This is a genomic window from Burkholderia sp. Bp9012, from assembly GCF_003853825.1.
GTDB lineage: Bacteria > Pseudomonadota > Gammaproteobacteria > Burkholderiales > Burkholderiaceae > Burkholderia > Burkholderia diffusa.
In genome coordinates this window covers 265,383-291,136 of the sequence record NZ_QTQA01000009.1, presented here as the reverse complement: position 1 = coordinate 291,136, position 25,754 = coordinate 265,383, and the positions used below count along the sequence as shown (strand labels likewise).

The window sequence follows — 25,754 nt, the reverse complement described above, 5'->3', positions numbered from 1 at the left end:
CCCTGTGCGGCCATCACGGCCGGGCTCGTGTAGTTTTCCGACGCGATCAGCTCGATGTGCTCTTCCTGGCGGCGGTTTTCCTGCTCGATCGCTGCAAAGATTTCGGGATCGACGTTCGCGATGGTGCTTTGGGCTCTGTCAAACATACGGTTTCCGTTAAGTGTGTACAGGTTGACCGGAGTGGCCGAGTACATTGCGCTGCTGGCGGAACCAGCCCGACGTGGCGGAAGAATCCGTATGACGCGAGGCAGGACAGCCACCGGCGATGCACGCGACGGCGCACAACGGCTGCCCAGGCGAACGGCAAAAACGGCGCCCCGCGCTTCACGGTGGGATGCTCCACCTTGAACCCGAAGGGTTCTATCGCCAGTCACGCAGGGGTGATGAGCGCGTTAGTGTATTGGATGCGTCATGAATAGGCAACCGCACGGCGGGACGCCCGAAGCAATTGGGGCCAGACTCTACGCGCCCGTACCGGAACGCTGTGCCGCCTTGCCGCGGTGCGGCAATCTCAGTAGGCTTGCGAGATACTATCCGCTACTTTGTTACCGACCAGGAGCAGCAATGATCGTGTTCGTCACAGGCGCGTCCGCCGGCTTCGGCGCCGCCATCGCCCGTGCCTTCGTCAAGGGCGGCCACCGCGTCGTCGCGACCGCGCGCCGCAAGGATCGTCTCGATGCGCTCGCCGCCGAACTCGGCGATTCCCTGCTGCCGCTCGAGCTCGACGTACGCGATCGCGCGGCCGTCGAAGCCGTGCCGGCCGCCCTTCCCGCCGAATTCGCAGCACTCGACGTCCTCGTCAACAACGCCGGCCTCGCGCTCGGCGTCGAGCCGGCCCAAAAGGCCAGCCTCGACGAATGGCACACGATGATCGACACGAACTGCACGGGCCTCGTCACCGTTACGCACGCGCTGCTGCCCGGCATGATCGAGCGCGGCCGCGGTCACATCTTCAATATCGGCTCGGTCGCAGGTTCGTACCCTTATGCGGGCGGCAACGTCTACGGCGCGACCAAGGCTTTCGTCAGACAATTCAGCCTGAACCTGCGCGCCGACCTGCTCGGCACGCCACTGCGCGTCACCGACATCGAGCCGGGCCTGTGCGGCGGCACCGAGTTCTCGAACATCCGCTATCGCGGCGACGACGCAAAAGCGGCGAGCGTCTACAACAATGTCCAGCCGCTCATGCCCGAGGACATCGCCGACACGATCTACTGGATCGCGACGCGCCCGGCACACGTCAACGTCAACACGATCGAGCTGATGCCGGTCGCGCAAGCGCCCGGCGGCCCGACCGTCCACCGCGGCTGAAGTCGCGCGGGCCCGCCCCCTCTCGGGGCCGGCCCGCAGTGTGCTACGGCATACTACATTCCGTTACGAATCGGTTACGAATCCGGCCTCGGCCTTCCGGTAAAATGCGCGCCATGACTCAGCCTACCCGCTCCCCGGACGCGCACTCCGGCTTCACTTGGCCGGTACGCGTTTACTACGAGGACACCGACGCAGGCGGCATCGTCTTCTATGCCAACTACCTGAAGTTCTTCGAACGCGCTCGCACCGAGTGGCTGCGCGCATGCGGCATCGACCAGCGTCGGCTCGCCGACGATACCGGCGCGATCTTCATCGTTCGCAGCACGTCGCTCGACTACCGCGCGCCGGCGCGACTCGACGACGCGCTGACGATCACGAGCCGGCCCGGACGCATCGGCCGCGCATCGGTGGAATTCACGCAGGAAGCCTGGTGCGGAGACACGCTGCTCGTGGCCGGACACATCCGCCTCGGCTGCGTCGACCGAACCGGCATCCGGCCCGCGGCAATCCCGCCGGTCGTGCTCGACGCGCTGCAACGCGGGCCCGTCATCGACGCCGGGCAGACTGTATTGTCAACGAAGCTCGGATGAGCACCGTTTAGACAAAGCCTATGAACTTGCCCTCCTGAATCGATACTAAGCAAGGTTCGGCGCCAGGCCAGGCCGGCGCGCCGCGCCACACGCATACCGTGCGCCCTCGCCGGACACCCCCGAAGGGACGTTACTCAAACCTCTATGAACACTTCTCAAGACCTGTCGATCATTTCCCTCGTCCTCAACGCGAGCGTGCTGGCCCAGGCCGTGATGGGGCTGCTGCTGCTGCTGTCGCTGATGTCGTGGACCTTCATCTTCCGCAAGTGGTTCGCGATCCGCCGCGCACGCGCGCAGACCGAACGCTTCGAAAGGGATTTCTGGTCGGGCGGCGACCTGCAGGCGCTGTATCAAAGCGCGGCCAACAATCGTCACACGATCGGCGCGCTCGAGCGGATTTTCGAATCGGGGATGCGTGAGTTCCTGAAGGGGAAGGAAAAGCGCATCAGCGACCCGGGCCTCGTGCTCGACGGCGCGCGCCGTGCGATGCGCGCGTCGTTCCAGCGCGAAATGGACGTGCTCGAAGCGAACCTCGCGTTCCTCGCGTCGGTCGGCTCGGTCAGTCCGTACATCGGTCTGTTCGGCACCGTCTGGGGGATCATGAACTCGTTCCGCGGCCTGGCTAACGTGCAGCAGGCGACGCTCGCGAACGTCGCACCGGGCATCGCCGAGGCGCTCGTCGCCACCGCGATCGGCCTGTTCGCCGCGATTCCGGCGGTTGTTGCGTACAACCGCTACGCACACGACATCGACCGCCTCGCGATCCGCTTCGAGACCTTCATCGAAGAGTTCTCGAACATCCTGCAGCGTCAGGCCCAGTAAGGAGCGCGCCATGGCAGGAAGTCCCATTCGATCCAGCATGCGCGGCGGCCGCTCGCGCCGCGCGATGGCCGACATCAACGTCGTGCCGTACATCGACGTGATGCTGGTGCTGCTCGTGATCTTCATGGTCACGGCACCGCTCGTCGCCCCGTCGATCATCAATCTGCCGACCGTCGGCAATGCCGCACCCCAGGAACAGACGCCACCAGTCGTCGTCAACATCAAGGCCGACCGCACGATGAGCGTCAAGTACAAGGGCGACTCCGGCGCGACGCAGGAAGACACGATGACCAAGGCCGAGCTCGACAGCTTCATCTCGGCCCGGCAGGCTGACCATCCCGACCAGCCCGTCGTGATCGCGGCCGACAAGACCGTGCAGTACGATGCCGTCATGACCGTGATGTCGGACCTGAAGGCGCGCGGCGTCAAGCGCGTCGGCCTCCTCGTCAAATCGCAATGAACCGGCAGCAATCCACGCGCGGCAACGCCTATCCGTCTCAGCCCCCTCGCGAGCGCGGCACCTGGCGCGCGTTCGCGCTCGCCGCGCTGATGCACGTGCTGCTCGCGTTGTTCCTCTATCACGGCGTGCAGTGGCAGAACAGCACGCCGGCAGGCGCCGAAGCCGAACTGTGGACCGAGGTGCCCGACGTGCCCGCGCCGCGGCCCGTCGTCACACCCACGCCGCCCGCGAAGCTCGCACCGCCCCCTCCCCCGGTCCGGGACGAGCAGGCGGACATCGCGCTGCAGCAGAAGAAACGGCAACAGGAAGCGGCCGCGCGCGAAGCGCTGCTAGAGCAGCAGCGCCGCGCGCAACAACTGAAGACCCAGCAGGAAGAAGCCCGGCGCGAGCAGCTTGCGGCCCAGCAGGCTGCTGCCCTCGCCGCGCAGAAGGCCGCCGAGCGAGAAAAGCAGAAGCAGGCGGACAAGCTCAAGCAACAACAGCTCGTGGAGCAGCAGAAGCTCGAACAGCAAAAACTCCAGCAGCAGAAACTGCAGCAACAGAAGCAGGCGCAGCTGGAAGCGCAGCAGGCGGCGAAGGCCAAGGCCGACGCGGCCGCGAAGGCGAAGGTGGAAGCCCAGGCAAAGGCGAAGGCCGAAGCGACGGCGCGCGCGAAGGCCGACGCGGCGGCGAAGGCGAAGCTCGACCGTGAGCGCAGCGCGCGTCTCGCGCAGATGCAAGGCATGTCCGGGTCCGGCGAAGGCGGCGGTGAAGGCCTCGCGAAAAGCGGTACCGGGACGGGCTCCGGCGGCAATGCCGCGTCGCCCGGCTATCCCGACAAGGTGCGTCGCCGTGTGAAGCCGAACATCGTCTGGGGCGGCGAGCGCGCGGGCCTGACGACGGTCGTCGCGATCCGCTGCACGCCGTCGGGCGACGTGCTGAGCGTTTCGATCCGCCGTTCGAGCGGAAATTCGGGGTGGGATCAAGCCGTGGTCAATGCGATTCAGGCGTCGGTCCCATTGCCGCCCGATTCTAACGGTCGTACCCCGTCCGACATTACGATTACCTTCAAGGCAGCGGAGTGATCGCAAATGCGCTTACACTCCGTGCGTCGCTGCCGGACGGGAACGAATCGGGTATTTTTACTGTCTCTGCGGTTGCGCAGCGATCCAAGTCACATGGGAAGCAAGAAGCATGAGTTTGATGACGAAACTAGGTTTCAGGGCACTCGTGGCCTCGTGTCTGATTGCGGCCGGCGGCGCCGCTAATGCGCAGGTCAACGTGCTGATCACCGGCGTCGGTTCGACCCAGTTCCCCATCGCCACCGCGAATTTCGTGAACGAGGCGAACCTGCCGCAGCAGGTCACGTCGATCGTCCGCGCCGACCTCGCGCGCAGCGGCAAATTCACCAATATCGACGCGGGCAGCACGCCCGTGCCCGAAACCGCATCGGTCGATCTCGGCGCATGGAAGGCCAAGGGCGCGAACGCGTTCGTCGCCGGCAGCGTGAACCGCGACGCCAACGGCCAGTACAAGGTGAACTTCATCCTGTACGACACCGTGAAGCAGCAAAGCCTCGGCGGCCTGTCGCTGACGGCGAACGACAACACGCTGCGCACGGCTGGCCACAAGATCGCCGACTACATCTACCAGAAGTTGCTCGGCGTGCGCGGCGTGTTCGCCACGCGTCTGTCGTACGTGATCAAGACGGGCAACCGGTACCAGTTGCAGATCTCGGACTCCGACGGCCAGAACGCACGCATCGCGCTCTCGAGCACCGAGCCGATCATCTCGCCGGCGTGGTCGCCGAGCGGGACGAAGGTCGCGTACGTGTCGTTCGAGCGCAAGAAGCCGATCGTCTACATCCACGACCTGCCGACGGGCCGCCGCTACATGGTCTCCGACCAGAAGGGCAACAACAGCGCACCGGCGTGGTCGCCGGACAGCAACACGCTGGCCGTTGCGCTGTCGCTGACGGGCAATACGCAAATCTATACGGTCAATGCGAACGGCGGCGGTCTGCGCCGGCTCACGCAGAGCAGCTCGATCGATACCGAGCCGTTCTACTCGCCGGACGGCCGCTGGATCTATTTCACGAGCGATCGCGGCGGCGCGCCGCAGATCTACCGGATGCCCGCGCAAGGCGAAAGCGCCGGCTCCGCGCAACGCGTGACCTTCACCGGCAGCTACAACACCAGCCCGCGCATCAGCCCGGACGGCAAGCTGCTCGCCTACATCTCCCGCACGGGTGGGGGGTTCAAGCTGTACGTTCAGGATCTGCAAACCGGCGCGGCGAACGCCATCACGAATACCAATCGCGACGAATCGCCGAGCTTCGCGGCAAACGGCCAGTACCTTCTTTACGCTACCCAGTCGGGTGGTCGCAACGTGCTGGCAGCAGTGCCCTCCGACGGCAGCGCGCCGCCGCAGATCCTGTCCGTCCAGGGCGGCTCCGTTCGTGAGCCGTCGTGGGGGCCCTTCATGCAATGACCACAAGGAGAGTAACCATGATGTCGAACAAAGCTCGTCTGGCCCTGGCCGTGATGATGATCAGCGCGCTCGCAGCGTGTAAGTCGGGCGTCAAGCTCGACGACAAGGCCAACGCGGGCGCGATGAGCACGCAGCCGAGCGCCGACAACGTCGCGCAGGTGAACGTCGATCCGCTGAATGACCCGAACAGCCCGCTTGCGAAGCGCAGCATTTACTTCGACTTCGACAGCTATTCGGTGAAGGACGAATACCAGCCGCTGCTGCAGCAGCACACTCAGTACCTGAAGAGCCACCCGCAGCGCCATGTGCTGATCCAGGGCAACACCGACGAACGCGGCACGAGCGAGTACAACCTTGCGCTGGGCCAGAAGCGTGCGGAGGCTGTCCGCCGCGCGATGGCACTGCTCGGCGTGAACGACTCGCAGATGGAAGCCGTGAGCCTCGGCAAGGAAAAGCCGCAAGCATCGGGTCACGACGAAGCATCGTGGGCGCAGAACCGCCGCGCCGACCTCGTCTACCAACAGTAAGTAACGGAAGAGTTGCCGTATGACGCACCGTGTATCCTGGCTGCGGATGGCCGCAGCATTCTGCGCCGTCGGCGCGGCGTGGTCGGCCGCGCCGGCGCACGCCGGCATGTTCGACGACAACGAGGCGCGCCGCGCCGTGCTTGATCTGCGCAGCAAGAGTGACAACCTGTCCAGTCAGTTGTCGGCCGCCCAGCGTACGATCCTCGATCAATCCGGCCGTATCGACCAGCTGAACCAGCAGGTCGCGACGCTGCGCGGCGAGAACGAAGATCTGACGAACCGGCTGACGACGCTCGAGCGGCAGCAGAAAGAGTACTACCAGGATCTCGACACGCGGCTGAAGAAGTTCGAGCCGCAACAGGCGACGATCGACGGCGTGGAAGGCACCGTGCAGCCGGGTGAAACGGATGCGCTCAACGCGGCGCAACAGCAGTTCCGCAACGGCAACTTCAAGGCGGCGGCGGCTTCGTTCCGCGCGTTCATCGCGAAGTATCCGCAGAGCCCCTACCAGCCGACCGCGCAGTACTGGTACGGCAATGCGCAATACGCGCTGCGCGACTACCGCGGTTCGACTGCAACGTGGCAAGGGATTGTGAGCAAGTTCCCGCAGCACCCGCGCGCGGCCGACGCACTCGTGGCAATCGGCACGAACCAACTCGAGCAGGGCCAGAAGGCGGCTGCAAAGAAGACGTTCGAGCAGGTCGTGTCGCAATACGCTGGATCGAACGCCGCGCAGACGGCACAGGGCAAGATCGAAAGCATCAAATAAATTATGGTGACGGGTTGTTGACAGACCAGCGATCCGCCGCTATAATTTTTTGCTCTTTGGGTCGTTAGCTCAGTTGGTAGAGCAGCGGACTTTTAATCCGTTGGTCGCGTGTTCGAGTCACGCACGGCCTACCAAGATGTCAAGAAGGGGCTTCCGGGAAACCGGAAGCCCCTTTTTCATTGTTGTTGCCTCGCGAGCAGGTGTGCGCCGCGGCACGCAGACACTTCTCCCCTCTTCGATTTCGCCAACGGTTCGTCGTCGAGCGCGACGCCCCCGCCGGCAACCTCACGAGTCGCGCTGCGCGCGCCGCCAGCGCCCCGGCGTCGTGCCGAGCACCGCGCGAAACGCCTTGCCGAACGCCGCCTCCGACTGATAGCCGACTGCCTGCCCGATCTCCGCCTGCCCGCGCTGCGTGTCCTGCAGCAGCGCGCACGCATGCATCATCCGGATCTGCGCGATGAACGCGCCGACACTCATCCCGGCCCGCTCGCGGAAATGCCGTGCATATGTCGCGCGCGACATCGCGGATGCATCGCCGAGCGACTCGACCGTCCACGGCTTCTCCGGCGCCTGCAGCACGGCCTGAACCGACGGGCCGAGCCGCGCGTCGGCCGCAAGCGCGAGCCAGCCGGACGGCACGCGCGCACCACGACCGTATGCGCGCAACGCATACGCGAGCAGCGCCTGGCCGAGCGCGTTCACGATCGCGCCGGCGCCCGGTTGACCATTCGACGCCTCGGTGCGCAGCACGCTCGTCAGCAGCTGCAGCGGCGCGAACCCCGACGCCTCGCGCAACCCGACATGCAGTACATGCGGCAGCGTGCGCATCAGCAGTTCGCCCGCCCCGCGCGCATAGACGAACCGTCCACACAGCAGGTCCACGCTCGCGCCGCCCGGTTCGGCCGGATCGAGATTCGACTTGACCGGCAGCACCGTGCCACCGCCGGTCCCCAGATCGCGCAGCGCTGCAACCGGCCCCAACCGGCCGGCCCCTGCGTCGAGCAGGTCGTGCGCGCCACCCGCGGGCAGCAGTACGAAATCGCCGTCGGCGAGCTGCAGCGTGCGCCCGTCCGCGGTACGCATCCGGCACGTTCCGGCCAGCACGAGGTGAAACGCGGCCTCGCCGGGCGGCAACGGATCGTGCGGCATCGCGAACGGGCCATCGAGCAGGCAGCGCACGTCGAGTTCGACATGGCTGCGGCCCAGCGATAGTAGTTGACTGAGGGCATCCATGAGACGATCTCGCTAAAAATTGACACTCTAGCGTATCGAAACCCTCAGCGCGAACGCTCAGAATAGGTCTGCATCGCCCGAGATCGCGGCGCCCGCCGCCCTCCTCACCTCTTCTCGAAAGGACGCATCATGCTGAACTGGAACGAATACCGGAAGGAACTCTCGACGCGCATCGGCGACATCGCCAAGCTGTCGCCCGATACGCTGGCCGGCTACAAGGCGCTGTCCGGCGCCGGCGCCAAGACGGGTCATCTCGACGCAAAGACGCGCGAGCTGATCGCGCTCGCGGTGGCCGTCACCACGCGCTGCGACGGCTGTATCGCCGTGCACACGGCGGAAGCCGCGAAGCATGGCGCGACCAAGGAGGAAGTGGCGGAAGCGCTCGGCGTCGCGATCGCGCTGAATGCGGGCGCGGCGCTCGTCTACTCCGCCCGCGTGATGGACGCGCTCGGCGACTGACGCGTGCACGAAGGATGCGGCACCCGCCGCATCCTTCATCGACGATCGACCGGCGCAGTCTGCCAACCGGCGAGCGTGCGGCAGCCGCGTATAACGGCGCCGCGAAGTCGGCTACCATGCGCGAGAGGATTCATCGCGAAGGAGCGCTCCATGTGCCGCTGGCTCGCCTATACGGGTAATCCGATCCATCTCGAGACCGTACTGTTCCGCGCGAAGCATTCGCTGATCGACCAGAGCCTGCATTCGGAACTGGGCGCCACGACCACCAACGGCGACGGGTTCGGCATCGGCTGGTACGGCAACCCCGACGAACTGCCGTTCCGCTACCGCTCGGTGCATCCCGCGTGGAACGATCGCAACCTGCGCGAAGCCGCGCGCGCGATCCGCTCGCGGATGTTCATCGCGCACATCCGTGCGGCAACCGATACGCCCGTGCAGGAAACCAACTGTCACCCGTTCCGCCACGGCCGCTGGCTGTTCGCGCACAACGGGCTGATCCGCGATTTCCACAAGCTGCGCCGCGACCTGACGATGAAGGTCGACCCGGCGCTGTTCGCTACGCTCGAAGGCTCGACCGATTCCGAGCTGATGTTCCGTCTCGCGTTGACCTACGGCCTCGAGCAGATGCCGCTGCCGGCGCTCGAACGCATGGTCGGCGTGATCGAGGAAACCGCCGCGCGATACCGCGTCGCCGAGCCGCTCAACATGACGATCTGCGCGACGGACGGCGACCGGATCATCGCGGTGCGCTACTCGAGCGAACGGCAATCGCGCTCGCTGTTCCACAGCACGTCGTTCAGGCATCTGCACGAACTTTACCCGCACAATCCGCGCATCGTCGAAGCGGGTGACGACGCGTTCATGGTCGTGTCGGAGCCGCTCATCGACCTGCGCGACGCATGGGAGGAAGTGCCCGAAAGCACGGTGATCGTCGCGCATGGGGCGGATGTGCAGCAGCGGCCGTTCAATCCGCGGCACAAATAGGTTGAAGCGGCGTTTAACGTTCACGCCACACCAAGTGAAATGAGTCCGAATCGGACCGGATTTAACGAGAAATACGACAGGCACGTCACCAGCCACGACGCCACCCGCCATGTCGGTAAAGTAAAAATATTGCGATTCCAAATCTCGATATAAAACGGGTGATTCGCGCCGACCAAATCGAGCATGATATAGTTCATCGGTTTTTAGTATCGAAAAACCATCACCGCATTCGGCGTCGACTTCCGCTTGCACTCTCCTTGTCGCGGCTTTGCGCAAATGTTTGCGTGCGATAGCACGTCTGATGAATCCCGCGCAAGCGTACGGAGAATCGCGATACACCGCACACGACCGGCATCATCCGAGTCCCGCGGTATAGAGAATTAATAGTCTTTCAACGCAGACTGTGCGGTTGATACATGCGTCGCCTCGAAGGAATACCCTAGAATATGCGTGCAACGCAGCACCCCCAGATCCGTCGGGGCAGCACGATTTCTTGATATTCTTCGTCCTGCGTCAATCGAGGGCGACGCGCACGAACGAGAGCAAGGCAGGACTCACTGCCGTTAACATAAAAAGAGGCTACATGATATTGGTTACAGGTGGCGCCGGCTTTATCGGTGCCAACTTTGTGCTGGATTGGCTGCGTCAATCCGACGAATCGGTTCTGAACGTCGACAAATTGACCTATGCGGGCAATCTCGGAACATTAAAATCGGTGCACGGAAACCCGAAGCACGTGTTCGCGCAAGCCGATATTTGCGACCGTGCGGCGCTCGATGCGCTGTTCGCAGAATACAAGCCTCGCGCAGTCCTGCATTTCGCCGCGGAAAGCCACGTCGATCGCTCGATTCACGGGCCGGCGGATTTTGTTCAGACCAATGTCGTCGGAACATTCACGCTGCTTGAAGCTGCACGCCAGTACTGGAATACGCTGCCTGCGGCAGACAAGGCCGCATTCCGCTTTCTGCACGTTTCCACGGACGAAGTATTCGGTTCGCTGTCGCCTGCCGATCCGCAATTTTCCGAAACGACTCCGTACGCACCGAACAGCCCCTATTCGGCAACGAAGGCCGGCTCCGATCATCTCGTGCGCGCCTACCAGCATACGTACGGCCTGCCTACGCTCACCACGAACTGCTCGAACAACTACGGCCCATACCAGTTCCCCGAGAAACTCATTCCGCTGATGATCGCCAACGCGCTCGCCGGCAAGCCGTTGCCCGTGTACGGCGACGGCCAGAACGTACGGGACTGGCTGTACGTCGGCGACCACTGCAGTGCGATCCGCGAGGTGCTCGCGCGCGGCCAGACCGGCGAGACGTACAACGTGGGCGGCTGGAACGAGAAAACGAATCTCGAGGTCGTGCACACGCTGTGCGACCTGCTGGACGAACTGCGACCGAAATCGGCGGGTTCGTATCGCGACCAGATCACTTATGTGACCGACCGGCCGGGCCATGATCGACGCTACGCGATCGACGCACGCAAGCTCGAGCGAGCGCTCGGCTGGAAGCCCGCCGAAACGTTCGAAACCGGTCTCGCGAAAACGGTGCGCTGGTATCTGGACCATCAGGAATGGGTCGACGAAGTCGCTTCGGGCGACTACCGGAAGTGGGTCGCAACGAACTACGCGCACCGCGCGTAAGGGGAACGGACATGGCGCGCAAGGGCATCATTCTCGCCGGCGGTTCCGGCACACGGCTCTATCCGATCACGCATGCGGTCTCGAAGCAGTTGCTTCCGGTCTACGACAAGCCGATGATCTATTACCCGCTCTCGACGCTGATGGTCGCGGGCATTCGCGACGTCCTGATCATCTCCACGCCGCAGGACACCCCACGCTTCGAAGCCATGCTCGGCGACGGCAGCCAGTGGGGGATGAACATCCAGTATGCGGTGCAGCCGTCGCCCGACGGCCTTGCACAGGCGTTCATCATCGGTCGCGAATTCGTGGGCAACGATCCGTCGGCGCTCATTCTCGGCGACAACATTTTCTATGGTCACGACCTGGCGAAACAGCTCGAGCACGCAGACGCGCAAGACGCGGGCGCGACGGTGTTCGCCTATCACGTGCACGATCCGGAACGTTACGGCGTCGTCGAATTCGATCAAGACTTCCGTGCCGTATCGATCGAAGAGAAGCCAGCCAAGCCGCGTTCGAACTACGCCGTGACCGGTCTCTACTTCTACGACAACCGCGTGTGCGACATCGCCGCCGACATCGAGCCGTCGCCGCGCGGCGAGCTGGAAATCACCGACGTCAATTCCCGCTATCTCGCGGACGGCGCGTTGAACGTCGAGATCATGGGCCGCGGCTATGCATGGCTCGACACCGGTACCCACGATTCGCTGATCGAGGCCGCGAGCTTCATCGCGACGCTGCAGAAGCGGCAAGGCTTGGTCGTCGCCTGCCCCGAGGAGATCGCGTACCGCCGGCAGTGGATCGATGCCGAGCAGGTGCAGAAGCTCGCGCAGCCGCTGTCGAAAAACGGCTACGGCAAATATTTGCTGAACATTCTCACGGATCAGGTTGCATGGCCATCACGGTAACTGCTACGGCGCTCCCCGAAGTCAAGATCGTCGAGCCGAAGGTATTCGGCGACGCGCGAGGCTATTTCTACGAGAGCTTCAACGGACGCGAATTCGCGGCGCTCGTCGAGGCCGACGTCGAGTTCGTCCAGGACAACCACTCGCGTTCGGTAAAGGGCGTGCTGCGCGGGCTCCACTACCAGATCGAGCACGCGCAGGGCAAGCTCGTGCGCGTGGTCGAAGGCGAGGTATTCGACGTCGCGGTCGACATCCGGCGCAGTTCACCGAACTTCGGCAAATGGGCCGGCGTGACACTGTCGGCCGACAACCATCGCCAGCTCTGGGTGCCGCCCGGCTTCGCGCACGGTTTCGTGGTGCTGTCGGAGTCGGCGCAATTCCTCTACAAGACCACCGACTACTGGTTCCCTGAGCACGAGCGCAGCTTGCTGTGGAACGATCCGGAGATCGGCATTGATTGGCCGCTCGAAGGCGAGCCCGTGCTCGCGGCCAAGGATGCGGCTGGCAAGCGGCTCGCCGAAGCCGAGTACTACAAGTGAGCGGCGCCGTGGAACAGAAAAAACGGCCCGAGCAACGGACCATCCTGCTCACCGGCATCAATGGCCAGGTGGGATTCGAGCTGGCGCGCAGCCTGCAGGGTCTCGGCAAAGTGGTCGCACTCGATCGCGGCGCGCTCGACTTGTCGCGCCTCGATCAGGTGCGCGACGTCGTGCGCCACGTCAGGCCGGACCTCATCGTCAACCCGGCCGCCTATACGGCCGTGGACCAGGCGCAAAACGACGTCGCGTTGGCCACGCGCCTGAATGCGGAAGCGCCAGCCGTGCTCGCCGAAGAAGCGAAGCGCATCGGCGCGGCGCTGATCCATTACTCGACGGATTACGTGTTCGCCGGGACGAAGAACGGCCCGTACATCGAGGACGATCCGGTCGATCCGCAAAACGTGTATGGCGCGACCAAACTCGAGGGCGAGCAGGCGATCGCGGCATCCGGATGCGCGCACCTGATTTTCCGTACCAGCTGGGTGTACGGAACGCGCGGCAAGAACTTCCTGTTGACCATGCTGCGCCTCGGCGCCGAGCGTGACGAACTGAAGATCGTCGCGGACCAGATCGGTGCTCCGACCTGGTCGAAAACGATCGCTGCGCTCAGCGCGAACGTCGCTGCGCAGGCCATCGGCGCCTCCACGAACGAACGGGACGGACAGCACGAATGGTGGAACACGCATTCGGGTGTCTATCACCTGTGTGCGGCCGGTTCGACTTCATGGCATGGATTCGCCGAAGCGATCTTTCGTCTCTCGAATCTGTCGAAGAAGCCGTCGTTGTCGCCCATTCCCGCCAGCGCTTATCCGACACCCGCATCGCGCCCGGCCAATTCCCGCATGTCGAATGCAAAACTGGCGGAGCACTTCGGCTTGTGCGCGCCGCATTGGGAAGCCGCGCTCGAACTGTGCATGAAAGAGATTTGATGCGCGCCGTCACCCACGACGCGTGAGCCGCATGCGTACCGTATCAAGCTCGGCGGGCAGCTGTCGCGAGCGCTGACGCGACCGCGTCAGCGCGACAAAGCCGAGCCGCTCGTACAGTGCGCGGGCGCGCTCGTTGCGGGTCAGCACGTCGAGCACGATGTCGCGGCTGTCGTCGTCCGGCAACGCACCGGTCTCGAGCGCGTCACGCAGCAGTGCGGTGAAGATGCCCGTGCCGCGCCGCTGCTCGTCCGTCGCGCAATGCGCAATGAGGATCTGCCCACGCTTGGGCGCCGGAATCTCCGTTTCGAGCACCAGCCCGCGCAGCAGCTGGCCGATCGTGCGGCGCACGCCGAAAAAGCGCGCCAGGGCCCACACGACGTGAACGTCGTCGAACAACGTCCGGCGCCCGTCATGAATGGCCATCACGGCATGCACGGTGCCGTCGGCGCCGAGCGCGACCCGATGCCTGCGCCACGAGAACCGGCCGTGACGCGACCGGAACGCCTGTTGCAGAAACGCGATGCAGCGCGCGTCGCTCTCACCGAGGAAGAAACCGAATTCGCCGACGCCGGATGCGAACACGAGCGGTGCGCATGCCGCCGCATCGTCCGCGCATGCGGCGCGAAACGGCGTCGACGCGCCGGCTTGCGGCACGTCGAACGACGGCGCAAGCACCGCGGCGGGCATCATGCCGCCCGCCCCGCCAGGCGGGCCAGCACATCGACCGTCCGGCTGATCTGCCCCGGCTCGTGCGTCGAGCAGATGAAGAACCGCAGGCGCGCGGCCTTCTCCTCGACGGCCGGATAGAAGATCGGCTGCACGTTGATCCCTTCGTCGAACATCGCGTTGGCCCACTGCGCGGCTTTCAGCGAACTTCCGGTGATCACCGGCACGACCGCATACCCGGCGCTCGTGCCGGTGTTCAGCCCCGCCGCGCGTGCCTCGGTCAGGAATTGCTGCCCGCGCGCCTGCAGTTGCGCAACCCGCTCCGGTTCGGCCTGCAGGCGTTCGAGCGCGGCCAGCGACGCTTCGGCGAGCGTCGGCGCGAGTCCGACGCTATAGAGAAAGCCCGGCGCCAGATGGCGCAGCATGTCCACGAGCGGCTGACAGCCGGCGATGAAGCCGCCGCAACCGGCCAGCGTCTTGCTCATCGTGCCCATCCACACGTCGACCTGGTCGGGCGCGACCGCGCAATGCTCACGGATGCCCTTGCCCGTCGCGCCGAGCACGCCGAGCGAATGCGCTTCGTCGACCAGAAGGAACGCACCGTGGCGCGTCTTCACGTCGACGAAACGCTGCAGGTCCGGGAAATCGCCATCCATGCTGTACAGCCCCTCGATCGCGATCAGCACGTGCCGGTATTCGCGACGCACGCGCGACAGCAGTTCGTCGAGCGCCTGCCAGTCGTTGTGCGCGAAGCTCAGCCGTTTCGCGCCGCTCAGCTGCGCACCCTGCACGATGCTGTTGTGCGCGAGCGCGTCGTGGACGATCAGGTCGCCGGGGCCGAACAGTGCCCCGATCACGGTCACATTGGTCGCGTGGCCGCTCACGAACGCGACGCAATCGTCGGTCTCGTAGAACGCGGCCAGCGCCCGCTCGAGGTCGCGCTGCACCGGACGCTCACCCGCGACCATGCGGCTCGCGGACGCCGACGTGCCGTAGCGGTCAATCGCGGCCTTCGCACGTTCGGATACGGTCGGATCGCCGGCGAGACCGAGGTAGTTGTAGTTCGCGAAGTTCACGTACTCGCGACCGCCGATCTGGGTGGTCGCGCCGGCAACGCCATCGTGCACGCGGAAGAACGGCGAGTCGACGCGCAGCTTCTCGCCCATCTCGCGCATGATCCTGACTTGCTGATACTGCGGCATCGATTCGAAACGGCTGCGCGCCGACGCGGCCTGCGCCGCCGGCGTACCGGGCACGCCGGGCGCCGCGGCAGCTTCCGTTGCGCGCTCAAGCTGCCGCTTCAGCGCTTTCGCCGCCAGTTGCTGGCGAAGGTGTTCTCCGAGTGCCATGTCTTTGGTTCCGGGCAGTCCGTCCGTTGTGTCCGCGTTACGCGGATACGTCGACCCATTCGTACGCGTCGGGCGTACCGAGCAACGCGCTGAGAAGTCGGTAGTTCATTTCGTGGGTAGGGCGATGCGCGATGACGCGCCCCAGCAGCGGTGAGCCCGCGAGCGCCAGATCGCCGACGAGATCGAGCACGCGGTGACGCACGAATTCGTCGGGCGCGCGCAGTCCGCCGATCACGTGATTGCCGATGATCGACGCCGTGCAGGACGGCCTCGCGCCGCGCAGGATCGGCGTGCCCGTCAGGTAGCCGACCGCGATCGCCGGCACGGCCCACTTGATCCGCCCGTACGAACGCGACGACGAAATCTCGCTGGCGAACGTCCCCGGCGTGAGCTCGCCGTCCCACTGCATGTCGCCGAACCCCTTGAGATCGTCGCGCACGCTGAATTCGTATCGCTCGGCGGGCTCGACGCGCAATTCGCGCCGTGACGCGCCCTCGCCGTCGGCCACGCTCACCGGCTTCAGCACCCGGAGAAAGCGCTTCGAACGCTGCAATTCGGCACGGCCGCCGGCCGTGATCGCGTCGATCCACGGCCGCGCACTACCATCGAGAATCGGCACTTCTTCCGCATCGAGTTCGACGATCGCGTGATCGATCTCGCAGGTCAGCAGCGATGCAAGCAGGTGCTCGACCGTACGCACGCCCATGCCGTCGTCGGCACGCAGCATCGTGCAGAGCGGCTGCGCGCGACGCACCGCCGGACCGGCGGCAAGCATCCCCAGTTGATGATCGCCGCGCATGCGGCGAAACACGATCCCGTGCCGTTCGTCCGACGGCGTCGCGGGCAGGATCCGCACCTGGACCCGGCGCCCGGTGTGCAGACCATGTCCGGTCATCGTCACCGGCCGGGCGACCGTGCCTTCGTTGGCCTGCCATCCCTGCGGTGCTTTCACCCGGCATGAACCGGCGTCGACTTGCATGTTGCTGCCCCCTGGTTTTTTTCGTGATCCTGACGACGTGCGAGCGTCGCCCGCGCCTCATCACCCAATGCATGCCGCGCGACCAGCGCTTGCGCCAGTTCGTCCACGGCTGCGGTCTTCTGGTCGCCGCTACGCTCACCGAGCAACTCGACGATGCGCTCGGCCAGCGTATGCACCGTCGCGCCTTCCGCGATCGCCATGATCGACAGCTTGACGCCGAAGGTCTCCTCGACGGCCATGCCGAGCTCCATGCCCATCAGCGAGTCCATCCCGAGATCGAGGACCGACCGGCCTGCATCCACGCGCTCCGGCGACATATGCAGAATCCGCGCGATCTGGCCGCGCAGCGCGGTCTCGACGAGCGCGACCGCCTCGGCCGGCGGCAACGTACGCAATTGCTCCAGCAGCACGCGATCGTCGCTCGACGTTTCGGCCGTGCCACCCGTGTGCAACGCCGTGTAACGCTGAGCGTGCGCGGCCGGCATGCCGCGAGAAATGGCACCCCAGTCGAGACGCACGACGGCTTCGCCGACGGTCCCTTGGGCAAGCGCGCGTTCGAGCGCGGCCATCGCTTCGTCCGACGTGATCGACGCACCGCCGATCCGCGACTGCAACGCCTCGCGCGTGCCAGCGTTGCGCGCCAGGAAGCCGACGTCCTCGATCGGCCCCCACGCCATGAACATAGCCGGCTGGCCGGCCGCGCGACGATGCGCGACCAGCGCCTCGAGGAAGCCGTTGGCGGCGACGTACGCACCCTGCCCCGGGTTGCCGAGAAAGGTCGTCGCCGACGAATACACGATGAAGAAATCGAGCGTGCACCGCTGCGTCGCGCGATGCAGGTTCCATGCGCCCGCCACCTTCGGTTCGAGCACGGCCGCGAAGCGCGCGTCGTCGACGTTGCGCAGCAGCCCATCGTCGATCTGCATCGCCGAATGCAGCACGCCCTTGAGCGGCGTTCCGCGACGCTCGATCTTGTCGACGAGGCCGTCGAGCGCCGTGGCGTCGGTCACGTCGCATCGCGCGACCGACACGTCAGCGCCGAGCATGTCCCGCCAGCGGTCGGCTTCCGCCTGCATTGCCGCGCCCAGCGCGCCGCCGCGACTCGCGAGCGTCAGGTGCCGCGCGCCGCGCTCGATCATCCAGCGCGCGGTCGCGAAGCCCAGCCCGCCGGTGCCACCGACGATCAGGTACGCCGCGTGCGGGTCGAATCGCAGCGCCGGCACCGCAACGCCACGCGTCGGCGCCGGCGTGCCTGACGGATAGGTGACCAGCACCTTGCCGATCTGGCGTGCCTGCTGCATGTAGCGGAATGCTTCCTCCGCACGTGCGGCCGGGAATGCGCGGTATGGCAACGGATGCAGCACGCCCGAGGAGAACAGGTTCATCACATCCTCGAACAGTCGTGCCGTCAGCGACGGCAGCACGCCCATCAGTTGATCCGCGTCGATGCCGAAATAGCTGATGTTGTTGCGGAACGGCCGCAGGCCGATCTGGCTATTCTCGTAGAAGTCGCGCTTGCCGAGTTCGAGGAAGCGGCCGAACGGACGCAGCGTATCGATGCTACGCACCATCGCTTCGCCCGCGAGCGAATTGAGCACGATGTCGACGCCTTCGCCGTGCGTGCGCGCACGGATCTCGTCGGCGAACGCGAGGCTGCGCGAATCGAACACGCGGTCGACGCCGAGCAGGCGAATGAATTCGCGCTTCTCGTCGCTGCCGGCAGTGGCGAAGACTTCCGCGCCGAGATGGCGCGCGATCTGGATCGCCGCGATGCCGACCCCACCCGCGCCACCGTGCACGAGCACGCGCTCCCCGCGTCGCAGTCGCGCCAGTTCGCACAACGCGTAGTACGCGGTGAAGAACGTCGTCGGAACCGTGGCGGCCTCCTCGAACGACATCGTGTCGGGCTTGTGTGCGATCGCGGTCGCGCGCGTGACCACGCGTGTCGCGAACGATGCGGGCGCGAAACCCAGCACCGCGTCGCCCGGTGCAAACCCTTCGACGTCGGCGCCGACCCGCGCGACGCGTCCCGACATTTCCATGCCGATCGTCGCGCCCGCGAAGCCCGTCTCGACGGCTTCGTCGGACAGCAGCCCCATCGCGTACATCACGTCGCGGAAATTGAGCCCCGTCGCCATCGGCTCGATCTCGACCTCGCCGGCGGCGAGATCGCGTGCCGGCATCGCGAACCATTCGAGGTTGCGCAACGAACCCGGCATGTCGAATGCGAGCCGAGCGCCCGACCGGCCCGATGCGCGTGACAGCGCGCCGTCACGCTCGGCCGCCTGCGCGGCCGGCAACATGCGCGGCACGTAGCGGCCCTGCGGCGCCAGCAGCACTTCCTCCTCGCCATCGTCGCCAAGCAGCGCCATCGCAAGCTGCGATGCCGGTTGTTCGACGGCGCGATCGACGTCGATCAACCGGAGCGGCAGCGCCGGATACTCGTTCGCGATCACGCGGCCGAGACCCCACAACGTTCCATGCTCGGGGTGTGACGACGTGCCTGCGGCAAACGGCGCGCCGCCACGCGTCACGACACACAGTCGCCCGCGCTCCGTCGCGCCGGCTGCATCGAGATCGCGCACGATCGATGCCAGCGCGAGCGCGCCACCGCGCTGCGCGCGCATCATGGCCGCACCGTCGGCGGTGTCGAGCGATGCAAGCGGCGCCACGAACACGACATGCGCCGAATGCCCGGCCGGCTGACGCGCCGACCATGCCGCGGCGTCACGCACCGCTGCCGACTCGACACGGCAACCCAGCCGCTCGAGCTCGCCCGACAGGGCGATGCCGAACGCGTCGACATCGTCCTGCACGATCAGCCAGTGCGCGTCGTCACTCTGCGCCATGCGACGCGCCCGATCCTCATCCCGCGATGCGCCGGCCGCTTGCTCGCGGGCAGCGGGCTTGCGCGCGACGACGAACGTCGGCGTGCCCTCGAGATCGAGGCCTTGTTCGGTATCACGCACCACGTCGACCAGCCCGGCGCGTTCGCACATCGACTCGATCGCGGCTGGCGCCAGCGCACCGCACGCGCCGGCGGCGCCCGCGCCACTGGCCGTGCCGAACACGATGTCGGAGAATCGACTGCGGCGCGCATCGGCAATGACGACGAGCCCGCCGGGCGCGAGCCGTCCGGCGATCGCCGTCAGCGCGGCGAGCGGATCCGGATGATCGCCCAGCATCCGGTTGACGATCACGACGTCGAACGGCGTCGTATCGCGGCATTGCGAGAACAGCGGCGCGTCGGTCGCGAACGCCAGCGTCCGCACGTGCGCGTGCGCTTGCGCATCGAATCCGGCGAGCTGCTGCGGCGTACCCGCCAGCAGGTATTCGCAGCGATCGGCCGGCACGTCCACGTCGAGCGGCTGCAGCACGTCGCCGCTCGCGGCACCGAACTCCAGTACACGCAAGCGGCGTGCGTCCGGCCACGCCGCGACGGACTGCGTCACGCAGGCGGCGAGCAGCGCGCGCGCATGCGCCCAGGTCGGCGATGCATCGAAGAACTGTTCGACCAGACTGCGCCCGGTCGACGACAGCAGCGCGCCCCCGGGCGACGCATCGCGCAGCACGCGCGGCAGCGCCGCGCCGACGTGTGCCAGCAACGTCAGTTCGGCGACATGGGCCGGCGATGCCGCCAGCACGTCGCGCCACAGCGCGTCACGCGCGGGCATCGCCGCGCAGGCTTCGTCATCGCGAACCAGACGATCGCCTTCGAAGCGCGCCAGCCCGTCCTCGACGACGATTTCCGCCAGTCGCGCGACCTGTTGCGGATGCGTGTTCGTCAGCAGCGCCGGCTGGGCGAACGCGCCGAGCGCATCCAGCGCACCGAGCGCATGCAGACCGGCAAGCACGTCGAGCAGCGGCAGCATTTCGGTCAGATGCTTCGTGCGGCGCTCGAGGTCCTCACGCGCCGCGACGTGCGCATTCGCACGCTCGACGAGCACGCCCGGCGGCGGCAACGCGTCGGCCGTGTAACCGGCCGGCAGCGGCCGCGCTTCGAGCACGTAGGCAAAGCGCGCGGGCGCGCCGTGACAGCGCCCGGCGAGATCGACGCGGCGGAAGCGGCACGCGGAAAGGCGCGCGACGATCTTGCCGTTTGCATCGATGAATTCGAACGACGCGAGGATGGAATGCGGGCTGCGGCGATGAATGCGCGCCAGCACGCGACGAATCGCTTCGCCGCTCAGGAAATCGACACGACCGATCTGCACGGGGACAAACGCCGACTGCGCATCGTTCGGCGTGGCACCGGCCTGCGCCAGCACCGCGAACAGCGGATGGAAGCCGCTGTCCATCAGGGCGGGATGCAGCAGATAGTCCGACCGCGCACGCGCATCGGCAAGGACCGACGGCACATCGAGCTCGGCAAGCGCGTCGTCGCCCGACACGCGCAGCGACCGCACCCACCGGAACGCCGGCCCGTAGCTCAGGCCGATTGCCATCGTGCCCGCATACAGTGCATCGCCGGACAGCGCCGGACGCGACTGCAGACGGGTGACGACGGACGCATCCGGCGTGCTGTACGCATCGAGCGTATTGCCGCTTTCGAGCAGGCGCCCCGTCACGTTCAGGTTCCATGGGCCGTCCGACATCCGGTCGCGAGTTTCGATCGTGAACGACGCGGTGCGCACGTCGATCGCGAACCGGAACAGCTTCGCATGCTGCGGCTGGAACACGACCGGCATGCGGATCTCGACGTTCTCGATGGCCACATCCGGTGTGCCGAAGAACGTGCGCGCCGCCGCGAGTGCCATCTCGACGTAACCGGCGCCCGGAAACGCGATGCCGCCGTCGACCACGTGATCGGCGAGCATCGGCACGCGCTGCGGATCGAGCTGATTCTCCCAGGCGAACGCATGCTCGTGCAGACGATAGCCGAGCAGCGGATGATCGACGCGACGATTCACGAGCCCGTAGCCCTCGACGCTCGGCACGAGCCAGTAACGCTCGCGCTGCCACGGATAAGTCGGCAGCGCGGCGTGCGGGACATCGGGAACGAGACGGTCGAGATCGACACGCGCCCCCTGCGCGACCGCCGACAGGAACGAATGGGCGAGCATTTCCGCACTATCGTGCTGACGCTTGAGCGTCGGCACGACGACGCCCGGCGCGACGCGTGCGGCAAGCGTCTGCTTCACGTAAGTGCGCAGGATCGAATGCGGGGCGATCTCGACGAACACGCGCACGCGATCGTCGGCCAGGCGAGCAATTGCATCGCCGAAACGGACCGGCTCGCGAATGTTGCGCCACCAGTAATCCGCGTCGAGCGCGGTACCCGGCAACGTGTCGCCGGTGACCGTCGACACGAATCGCGTATGCGTATCGCGCGGCGCGAGATCGGCCAGCCCGTCGCGCACGACCGGCTCGATTACATCCATGCGGCTGCTGTGGAACGCATAGTCGAGGCCGAGCATCTGATAGAAATGGCCTGCGTCCGCGAGCGCCGCACCGATTGTTTCGAGCGCGGCTTGCGAACCTGCGAGCGTCACCGAGTCGGGGCTGTTGGTGCCCGCGATTTCAATGGCCGCAGCGAGATCGAGACGCGCGATCCAGTCGCGCGCCGCGGCTTCGCCGATGCCGGCCGCCGCCATCCTGCCCGCGCCGCGCGTCAGGCCCTGGGCACCGCTGCGAATCCTGATCACGCGCACGGCCTCGGCGAGCGTCAGCGCGCCCGACACCCAGGCCGCCGCGATCTCGCCGACACTGTGGCCGACCGCCGCATCGAAGCGGATGCCGCGCGCGGTCAGCACACGCGTGATGCCGACCTGCATCGCGAACAGCAGCGGCTGCGCGTTCTCGGTCGCGGCGAGCCATTCGGCGTCGACACCCTCGCACATGACTTCGACGAGCGACGCATTGCCGTCCGCGCGCCACAGCGCATCGACTTCGTCGAGCGCCGCGCGAAACACCGCATCCTCGGCATAGAGCCGCTTGCCCATCCCGGCCCATTGACAGCCGTTGCCCGCGTAGACGAACGCGACGGGCGCGTCGCCTTCGATGGCCTGCCCCTGCACGGCGCATGCCGGCAGCCCGCGCTCCGACGGCTCCGCGAGTGCGGCGAGCGCAGCCAAGCCTTCTTCGTGATCCGCCGGCGCGACGACCGCGCGATGCTCGAGCCATTGACGACGCCGTGCGGCGGCGGCCGCGAGTGCGGCCCAGTCGGCACCCGACTGCAGGCGCGCGAGATGGCGTGCGGCAACGGCTGCCAGCGCGGCCGGCGACCGTGCGGTGAGGACGAGCGGCGGCAACGCAGCATCGATCCTTGCCGCCGACTGCGCGACTGGCGTCGGCGCCGCCGCTTCGGTGACGACGACGTGTGCATTCGTGCCACCAAAGCCGAACGAATTGATGCCGATGGTCAGCGGTGCATCGCCGCGCTCGAGCGGCGTGAACCGATCGACCACCCGCAAGCGGCCGCCTTCGAAATCGATATTGGGGTTGGGTGTGTCGAAATGCAGCGAACGCGGCACCGCGCGGTGCTTCAGGCACAGCACGGCCTTCAGCAGACCGGCCATGCCCGATGCCGTTTCGAGGTGTCCGATATTGGTCTTGACCGAACCGATCAGCAGCGGATCGGATTCCGGCCGGCCGCCCGACACCGCATCGATCAACGCACGCGCCTCGATCGGATCGCCGACCGCCGTGCCCGTGCCGTGCGCCTCGAGATACGCGAGCGTGCGCGGATCGATGCCCGCGCGCCGATACACGGCGCGCAGCAGGTCCGCCTGCGTCGCTGCTGCCGGCACGTTGATGCCGCCGTGCGAATGACCATCCGAATTCACGCCCGATCCTGCGATGACCGCGTGGATCGTATCGCCATCGGCCAATGCCTGGTCGAGCGTCTTGAGCAGCACGAACGCACCGCCTTCGGCGCGCACGTAGCCGTCGCCGGTCGCGTCGAACGCGCGGCAGCGGCCGCGCGGCGACAGCATCGACGCCTTCGAGAAACTGACGAATCCGAACGGATGCAGCAGCAGGTTGACCCCGCCGGCAAGCGCCATCGCCGTCTCGCCGGACTGCAACGCGCGGATCGCCTGATGAAGCGCGACGAGCGAGGACGAGCACGCGGTGTCGACCGACATGCTCGGGCCGCGCAGGTCGAACAGGTAGGACACGCGGTTCGACGCGATGCTGAGCGTGTTGCCGGTTGCCGAATACGGATCGATCGTGTTCATGTCGTCCATATTGCGGTTGCCGTAATCCATGCCCGCCACGCCGACGAACACGCCGCAGTCGCGGCCGCGCATCGCGGCCGGACGCACGCCGGCGTCTTCGAACGCCTCCCACGCGAGTTCGAGCAGCAGCCGCTGCTGCGGATCCATTTGCGCCGCCTCGCGCGGCGAGATGCCGAAGAATTCGGCGTCGAAGCCCGCGACGTCGTCGACGACGCCCGCGGCGAACGTGTAGCTCTTTCCCGGCTCCCGTTTCGACGGGTGCTGGTAGAACGCCGTGCCGAATCGATCCGGCGGAATGGCGGTCACGGCATCGCGTTCGTCACGCAGCAGGTTCCAGAAGTCGTCGGGTCCCTCAACCCCACCGGGAAAGCGGCAAGCCATCCCAACTATTGCAATTTTCTTTTCCATCATCACGCCGGCGTCTGCAGCATCCCGGTCGGCGAAGCGGCGCGAGTGCAATCGACGTGCACCATCGCGCGCTGTATCGCGGCACCGAGACTCTCGACGCGAACGTTTCGGTGCTCGCCGAAATCGTTCGCGAAGTTGCGCCAAATAAAGTAATCGCTATTGGTCGGTTCGGTTTCGAGCGCGTCGAACACCGAAGTCAGAGCAGGAACATGGTCGCCGTAAAAGCACAGCACGGTCGGCCGCTCCCGCTTGCGGAGATAATCAGTCAGCTTGCCGATCATGCGGTCGGCATTCTCGACGTGTCGAAGATAGGCGGTCAGGTCGCGCCAGCGCGCGTCGTCGCCGAGCGTATGCCGCGATTCGGATTCGCCCGGTCCGACCGGTTCGAGATGCAGCGGGCCGTGGTTTTCCATCGTGATCGCAAACGCGAACACCGGCCCGTCGCCGTGCTCCTGGAGGGCCGCGATGATCGCATCGGCCACCGGGCCGTCTCCGACATACGGCCCGATTCGCGCCGCACCGCCGAAGTCCCGAATGTCGAGAAAGCGGTCGAAATGCATGAACCGGAATGCCCGGTTGCGCCCGAAAAAATCGGCGTGGTAAGGATGAATCGCGAGCGTGCGATATCCGCCTCGCTTGAACCAGCCCGCCAGCGACGCACATGCGCGGCGCACATACATGTACGGGTAAAAGCGCGAATAGCCGAGCGATGCCGACGGCAATCCCGTCAGCATCGCGAATTCGCTGCGCATCGTGTTGGCGCCCCAGGCGGGAACGTCCAGGCTGCCCTGCGTGAATGCCTCGCGGCGGGCGCGATCGAGATTCGCGTACGGCTCCGACGACACGCATGCGCCAAGACGACGCGCGTCGAAATAGGATTCGCTCTGGATGACGATCACGTCCGGCGTGCTGTCCGGACGGCCGCGGACGAATGGCCCGGCGTCGACCGCGCGAAAGAACGCACTGCGCTCCGCACGCCGCAGCCCGTTGACGAGATAAGCGACGAATGCCGCGAAGAAACCCGTCCGACGCTGGTCTGCCATCGGGTCGAGCGTCAGCGGCATGCGACGTGATAGCACGACACAGACCGGCACGCAAGCGACCGCGATCAGTGCGGCGGCGCCACGCGCCAGCATGCCGGCTGGTTGTTCGAGCAGAAAACCGATCGTCGCGACCACCACGGCGGCAACGATGCCTAGCACCTTGCCCGCACTCAGAAACGGCAGATAAAGACGCGGATGGGCGAAAACCTGGCTGAACAGGCTCAAGTCCGTAAAGACGAAGGGCTCGCGCAGGGATTCGTATTTTGCGTTGCTGATGACGGCCAGCAACGCGATCAGCACGAGGGCGACGGATGCCGAGAAAAGCGGCCGTACCGTCACGGCGAAAGTCGCGCTCGCCACGATCGCGAACGCGCAGACATGCAGTGCGATCGCCACCGGCGAACGGGTGAGCGACGCGCGCGGATACGCGATGGCCTCTACGAGAAACGAGAGTGCGGCTGCGGCAGCCGCGAACGCGAATCCGGGCAGCAC

Annotated in this window: 21 protein-coding genes, 1 tRNA gene, 1 pseudogene and 1 riboswitch; of the genes and pseudogenes, 15 read left to right on the top strand and 8 right to left on the bottom strand. The window is 66.1% G+C overall.

The features are described from left to right. A pseudogene (gene glyA, locus DIE11_RS15130) lies at positions 1-146 on the bottom strand (serine hydroxymethyltransferase); the annotation flags it as partial. A 137-nt stretch (positions 147-283) separates the two neighbouring features. Then, positions 284-384: riboswitch (ZMP/ZTP riboswitch) on the bottom strand. A 180-nt stretch (positions 385-564) separates the two neighbouring features. On the opposite strand from glyA, the gene DIE11_RS15120 reads away from it, so the two are divergent. The 9 genes from DIE11_RS15120 to DIE11_RS15080 all read left to right on the top strand — a co-directional run bounded on the left by DIE11_RS15120 (position 565) and on the right by DIE11_RS15080 (position 7,082). Next, the gene (locus DIE11_RS15120; RefSeq protein WP_059608335.1) at positions 565-1,311 is read left to right on the top strand and encodes an SDR family NAD(P)-dependent oxidoreductase; all 747 of its coding nucleotides are present in this window, start codon (positions 565-567) and stop codon (positions 1,309-1,311) included. A 104-nt stretch (positions 1,312-1,415) separates the two neighbouring features. After that, positions 1,416-1,901, top strand: coding sequence for a tol-pal system-associated acyl-CoA thioesterase (ybgC, locus tag DIE11_RS15115; protein ID WP_059608334.1), 486 nt, complete (start codon positions 1,416-1,418; stop codon positions 1,899-1,901). 144 nt (positions 1,902-2,045) lie between these two features. Beyond that, positions 2,046-2,723 carry a protein TolQ gene (gene tolQ / locus DIE11_RS15110; protein ID WP_059608333.1) on the top strand — a complete coding sequence of 226 codons (678 nt, stop codon included), beginning with the start codon at positions 2,046-2,048 and terminating at the stop codon, positions 2,721-2,723. 10 nt (positions 2,724-2,733) lie between these two features. Continuing rightward, positions 2,734-3,183, top strand: a complete 450-nt coding sequence (gene tolR, locus DIE11_RS15105) for a protein TolR (RefSeq protein WP_006484943.1) — start codon at positions 2,734-2,736, stop codon at positions 3,181-3,183. Beyond that, the gene (gene tolA, locus DIE11_RS15100; protein WP_124625065.1) at positions 3,180-4,247 is read left to right on the top strand and encodes a cell envelope integrity protein TolA; all 1,068 of its coding nucleotides are present in this window, start codon (positions 3,180-3,182) and stop codon (positions 4,245-4,247) included. Before tolR ends, tolA begins: the two co-directional genes overlap by 4 nt. Before the next feature lie 109 nt (positions 4,248-4,356). Further along, complete coding sequence (tolB, locus tag DIE11_RS15095) at positions 4,357-5,652, top strand: Tol-Pal system beta propeller repeat protein TolB (protein WP_124625062.1); 1,296 nt, start codon at positions 4,357-4,359, stop codon at positions 5,650-5,652. Between the two features lie 17 nt (positions 5,653-5,669). Next, entirely contained in the window at positions 5,670-6,179 is a 510-nt protein-coding gene (gene pal, locus DIE11_RS15090) for a peptidoglycan-associated lipoprotein Pal (RefSeq protein WP_059535484.1), read from the top strand. Positions 6,180-6,198: 19 nt separating this feature from the next. After that, a complete protein-coding gene (ybgF, locus tag DIE11_RS15085; protein WP_124625059.1) occupies positions 6,199-6,948 on the top strand; it encodes a tol-pal system protein YbgF in 750 nt (249 codons plus the stop codon). 58 nt (positions 6,949-7,006) lie between these two features. Continuing rightward, positions 7,007-7,082 (top strand) — tRNA-Lys (locus DIE11_RS15080). A gap of 151 nt (positions 7,083-7,233) precedes the next feature. Here the strand turns inward: DIE11_RS15080 and DIE11_RS15075 are convergent. Further along, a complete protein-coding gene (locus DIE11_RS15075) occupies positions 7,234-8,181 on the bottom strand; it encodes an AraC family transcriptional regulator (RefSeq protein WP_059608329.1) in 948 nt (315 codons plus the stop codon). Positions 8,182-8,310: 129 nt separating this feature from the next. Here DIE11_RS15075 and DIE11_RS15070 point away from each other — a divergent pair, with 129 nt between their 5' ends. Beyond that, positions 8,311-8,640 carry a carboxymuconolactone decarboxylase family protein gene (locus DIE11_RS15070; RefSeq protein WP_006484989.1) on the top strand — a complete coding sequence of 110 codons (330 nt, stop codon included), beginning with the start codon at positions 8,311-8,313 and terminating at the stop codon, positions 8,638-8,640. Positions 8,641-8,790: 150 nt separating this feature from the next. Further along, the gene (locus tag DIE11_RS15065; RefSeq protein WP_124625056.1) at positions 8,791-9,624 is read left to right on the top strand and encodes a class II glutamine amidotransferase; all 834 of its coding nucleotides are present in this window, start codon (positions 8,791-8,793) and stop codon (positions 9,622-9,624) included. 20 nt (positions 9,625-9,644) lie between these two features. Here DIE11_RS15065 and DIE11_RS36330 read toward each other — a convergent pair whose 3' ends face one another. Continuing rightward, positions 9,645-9,821 carry a hypothetical protein gene (locus DIE11_RS36330; RefSeq protein WP_185633765.1) on the bottom strand — a complete coding sequence of 59 codons (177 nt, stop codon included), beginning with the start codon at positions 9,819-9,821 and terminating at the stop codon, positions 9,645-9,647. A 386-nt stretch (positions 9,822-10,207) separates the two neighbouring features. Here DIE11_RS36330 and rfbB point away from each other — a divergent pair, with 386 nt between their 5' ends. Genes rfbB through rfbD form a run of 4 tightly spaced genes read left to right on the top strand, consistent with a single transcriptional unit; the run spans position 10,208 to position 13,639 of the window. Continuing rightward, on the top strand, positions 10,208-11,269 hold the full coding sequence (rfbB, locus tag DIE11_RS15060; RefSeq protein ID WP_124625086.1) for a dTDP-glucose 4,6-dehydratase: 1,062 nt from the start codon (positions 10,208-10,210) through the stop codon (positions 11,267-11,269). 11 nt (positions 11,270-11,280) lie between these two features. Continuing rightward, a complete protein-coding gene (rfbA, locus tag DIE11_RS15055) occupies positions 11,281-12,174 on the top strand; it encodes a glucose-1-phosphate thymidylyltransferase RfbA (RefSeq protein WP_059608326.1) in 894 nt (297 codons plus the stop codon). Further along, complete coding sequence (gene rfbC / locus DIE11_RS15050) at positions 12,159-12,710, top strand: dTDP-4-dehydrorhamnose 3,5-epimerase (protein WP_059608325.1); 552 nt, start codon at positions 12,159-12,161, stop codon at positions 12,708-12,710. Before rfbA ends, rfbC begins: the two co-directional genes overlap by 16 nt. An 8-nt stretch (positions 12,711-12,718) precedes the next feature. Further along, a complete protein-coding gene (rfbD, locus tag DIE11_RS15045) occupies positions 12,719-13,639 on the top strand; it encodes a dTDP-4-dehydrorhamnose reductase (protein WP_124625053.1) in 921 nt (306 codons plus the stop codon). A 9-nt stretch (positions 13,640-13,648) separates the two neighbouring features. Here rfbD and DIE11_RS15040 read toward each other — a convergent pair whose 3' ends face one another. From DIE11_RS15040 to DIE11_RS15020, 5 genes are read right to left on the bottom strand one after another with little or no spacing between them, the layout of a single operon-like run. Beyond that, positions 13,649-14,326, bottom strand: a complete 678-nt coding sequence (locus tag DIE11_RS15040; RefSeq protein ID WP_260437116.1) for an N-acetyltransferase — start codon at positions 14,324-14,326, stop codon at positions 13,649-13,651. Then, entirely contained in the window at positions 14,326-15,654 is a 1,329-nt protein-coding gene (locus DIE11_RS15035; RefSeq protein ID WP_124625046.1) for an aminotransferase class I/II-fold pyridoxal phosphate-dependent enzyme, read from the bottom strand. The genes DIE11_RS15040 and DIE11_RS15035 overlap by 1 nt, the downstream gene beginning before the upstream one ends. Before the next feature lie 37 nt (positions 15,655-15,691). Continuing rightward, positions 15,692-16,606, bottom strand: coding sequence for a UDP-3-O-acyl N-acetylglycosamine deacetylase (locus tag DIE11_RS15030; protein ID WP_124625043.1), 915 nt, complete (start codon positions 16,604-16,606; stop codon positions 15,692-15,694). After that, on the bottom strand, positions 16,603-24,219 hold the full coding sequence (locus DIE11_RS15025) for a type I polyketide synthase (protein ID WP_124625040.1): 7,617 nt from the start codon (positions 24,217-24,219) through the stop codon (positions 16,603-16,605). The genes DIE11_RS15030 and DIE11_RS15025 overlap by 4 nt, the downstream gene beginning before the upstream one ends. A 2-nt stretch (positions 24,220-24,221) precedes the next feature. After that, positions 24,222-25,754, bottom strand: coding sequence for an LTA synthase family protein (locus DIE11_RS15020; RefSeq protein WP_260437114.1), 1,533 nt, complete (start codon positions 25,752-25,754; stop codon positions 24,222-24,224).

What these genes read in the sequence shown, in the direction of transcription:
- DIE11_RS15120 (WP_059608335.1), top strand. Translation starts at nt 565, where the DNA reads ATGATCGTGTTCGTCACAGGCGCGTCCGCCGGCTTCGGCGCCGCCATC.
- ybgC (WP_059608334.1), top strand. Translation starts at nt 1,416, where the DNA reads ATGCGCGCCATGACTCAGCCTACCCGCTCCCCGGACGCGCACTCCGGC.
- tolQ (WP_059608333.1), top strand. Translation starts at nt 2,046, where the DNA reads ATGAACACTTCTCAAGACCTGTCGATCATTTCCCTCGTCCTCAACGCG.
- tolR (WP_006484943.1), top strand. Translation starts at nt 2,734, where the DNA reads ATGGCAGGAAGTCCCATTCGATCCAGCATGCGCGGCGGCCGCTCGCGC.
- tolA (WP_124625065.1), top strand. Translation starts at nt 3,180, where the DNA reads ATGAACCGGCAGCAATCCACGCGCGGCAACGCCTATCCGTCTCAGCCC.
- tolB (WP_124625062.1), top strand. Translation starts at nt 4,357, where the DNA reads ATGAGTTTGATGACGAAACTAGGTTTCAGGGCACTCGTGGCCTCGTGT.
- pal (WP_059535484.1), top strand. Translation starts at nt 5,670, where the DNA reads ATGATGTCGAACAAAGCTCGTCTGGCCCTGGCCGTGATGATGATCAGC.
- ybgF (WP_124625059.1), top strand. Translation starts at nt 6,199, where the DNA reads ATGACGCACCGTGTATCCTGGCTGCGGATGGCCGCAGCATTCTGCGCC.
- DIE11_RS15075 (WP_059608329.1), bottom strand. Translation starts at nt 8,181, where the DNA reads ATGGATGCCCTCAGTCAACTACTATCGCTGGGCCGCAGCCATGTCGAA.
- DIE11_RS15070 (WP_006484989.1), top strand. Translation starts at nt 8,311, where the DNA reads ATGCTGAACTGGAACGAATACCGGAAGGAACTCTCGACGCGCATCGGC.
- DIE11_RS15065 (WP_124625056.1), top strand. Translation starts at nt 8,791, where the DNA reads ATGTGCCGCTGGCTCGCCTATACGGGTAATCCGATCCATCTCGAGACC.
- DIE11_RS36330 (WP_185633765.1), bottom strand. Translation starts at nt 9,821, where the DNA reads ATGAACTATATCATGCTCGATTTGGTCGGCGCGAATCACCCGTTTTAT.
- rfbB (WP_124625086.1), top strand. Translation starts at nt 10,208, where the DNA reads ATGATATTGGTTACAGGTGGCGCCGGCTTTATCGGTGCCAACTTTGTG.
- rfbA (WP_059608326.1), top strand. Translation starts at nt 11,281, where the DNA reads ATGGCGCGCAAGGGCATCATTCTCGCCGGCGGTTCCGGCACACGGCTC.
- rfbC (WP_059608325.1), top strand. Translation starts at nt 12,159, where the DNA reads ATGGCCATCACGGTAACTGCTACGGCGCTCCCCGAAGTCAAGATCGTC.
- DIE11_RS15040 (WP_260437116.1), bottom strand. Translation starts at nt 14,326, where the DNA reads ATGCCCGCCGCGGTGCTTGCGCCGTCGTTCGACGTGCCGCAAGCCGGC.
- DIE11_RS15035 (WP_124625046.1), bottom strand. Translation starts at nt 15,654, where the DNA reads ATGGCACTCGGAGAACACCTTCGCCAGCAACTGGCGGCGAAAGCGCTG.
- DIE11_RS15025 (WP_124625040.1), bottom strand. Translation starts at nt 24,219, where the DNA reads ATGGAAAAGAAAATTGCAATAGTTGGGATGGCTTGCCGCTTTCCCGGT.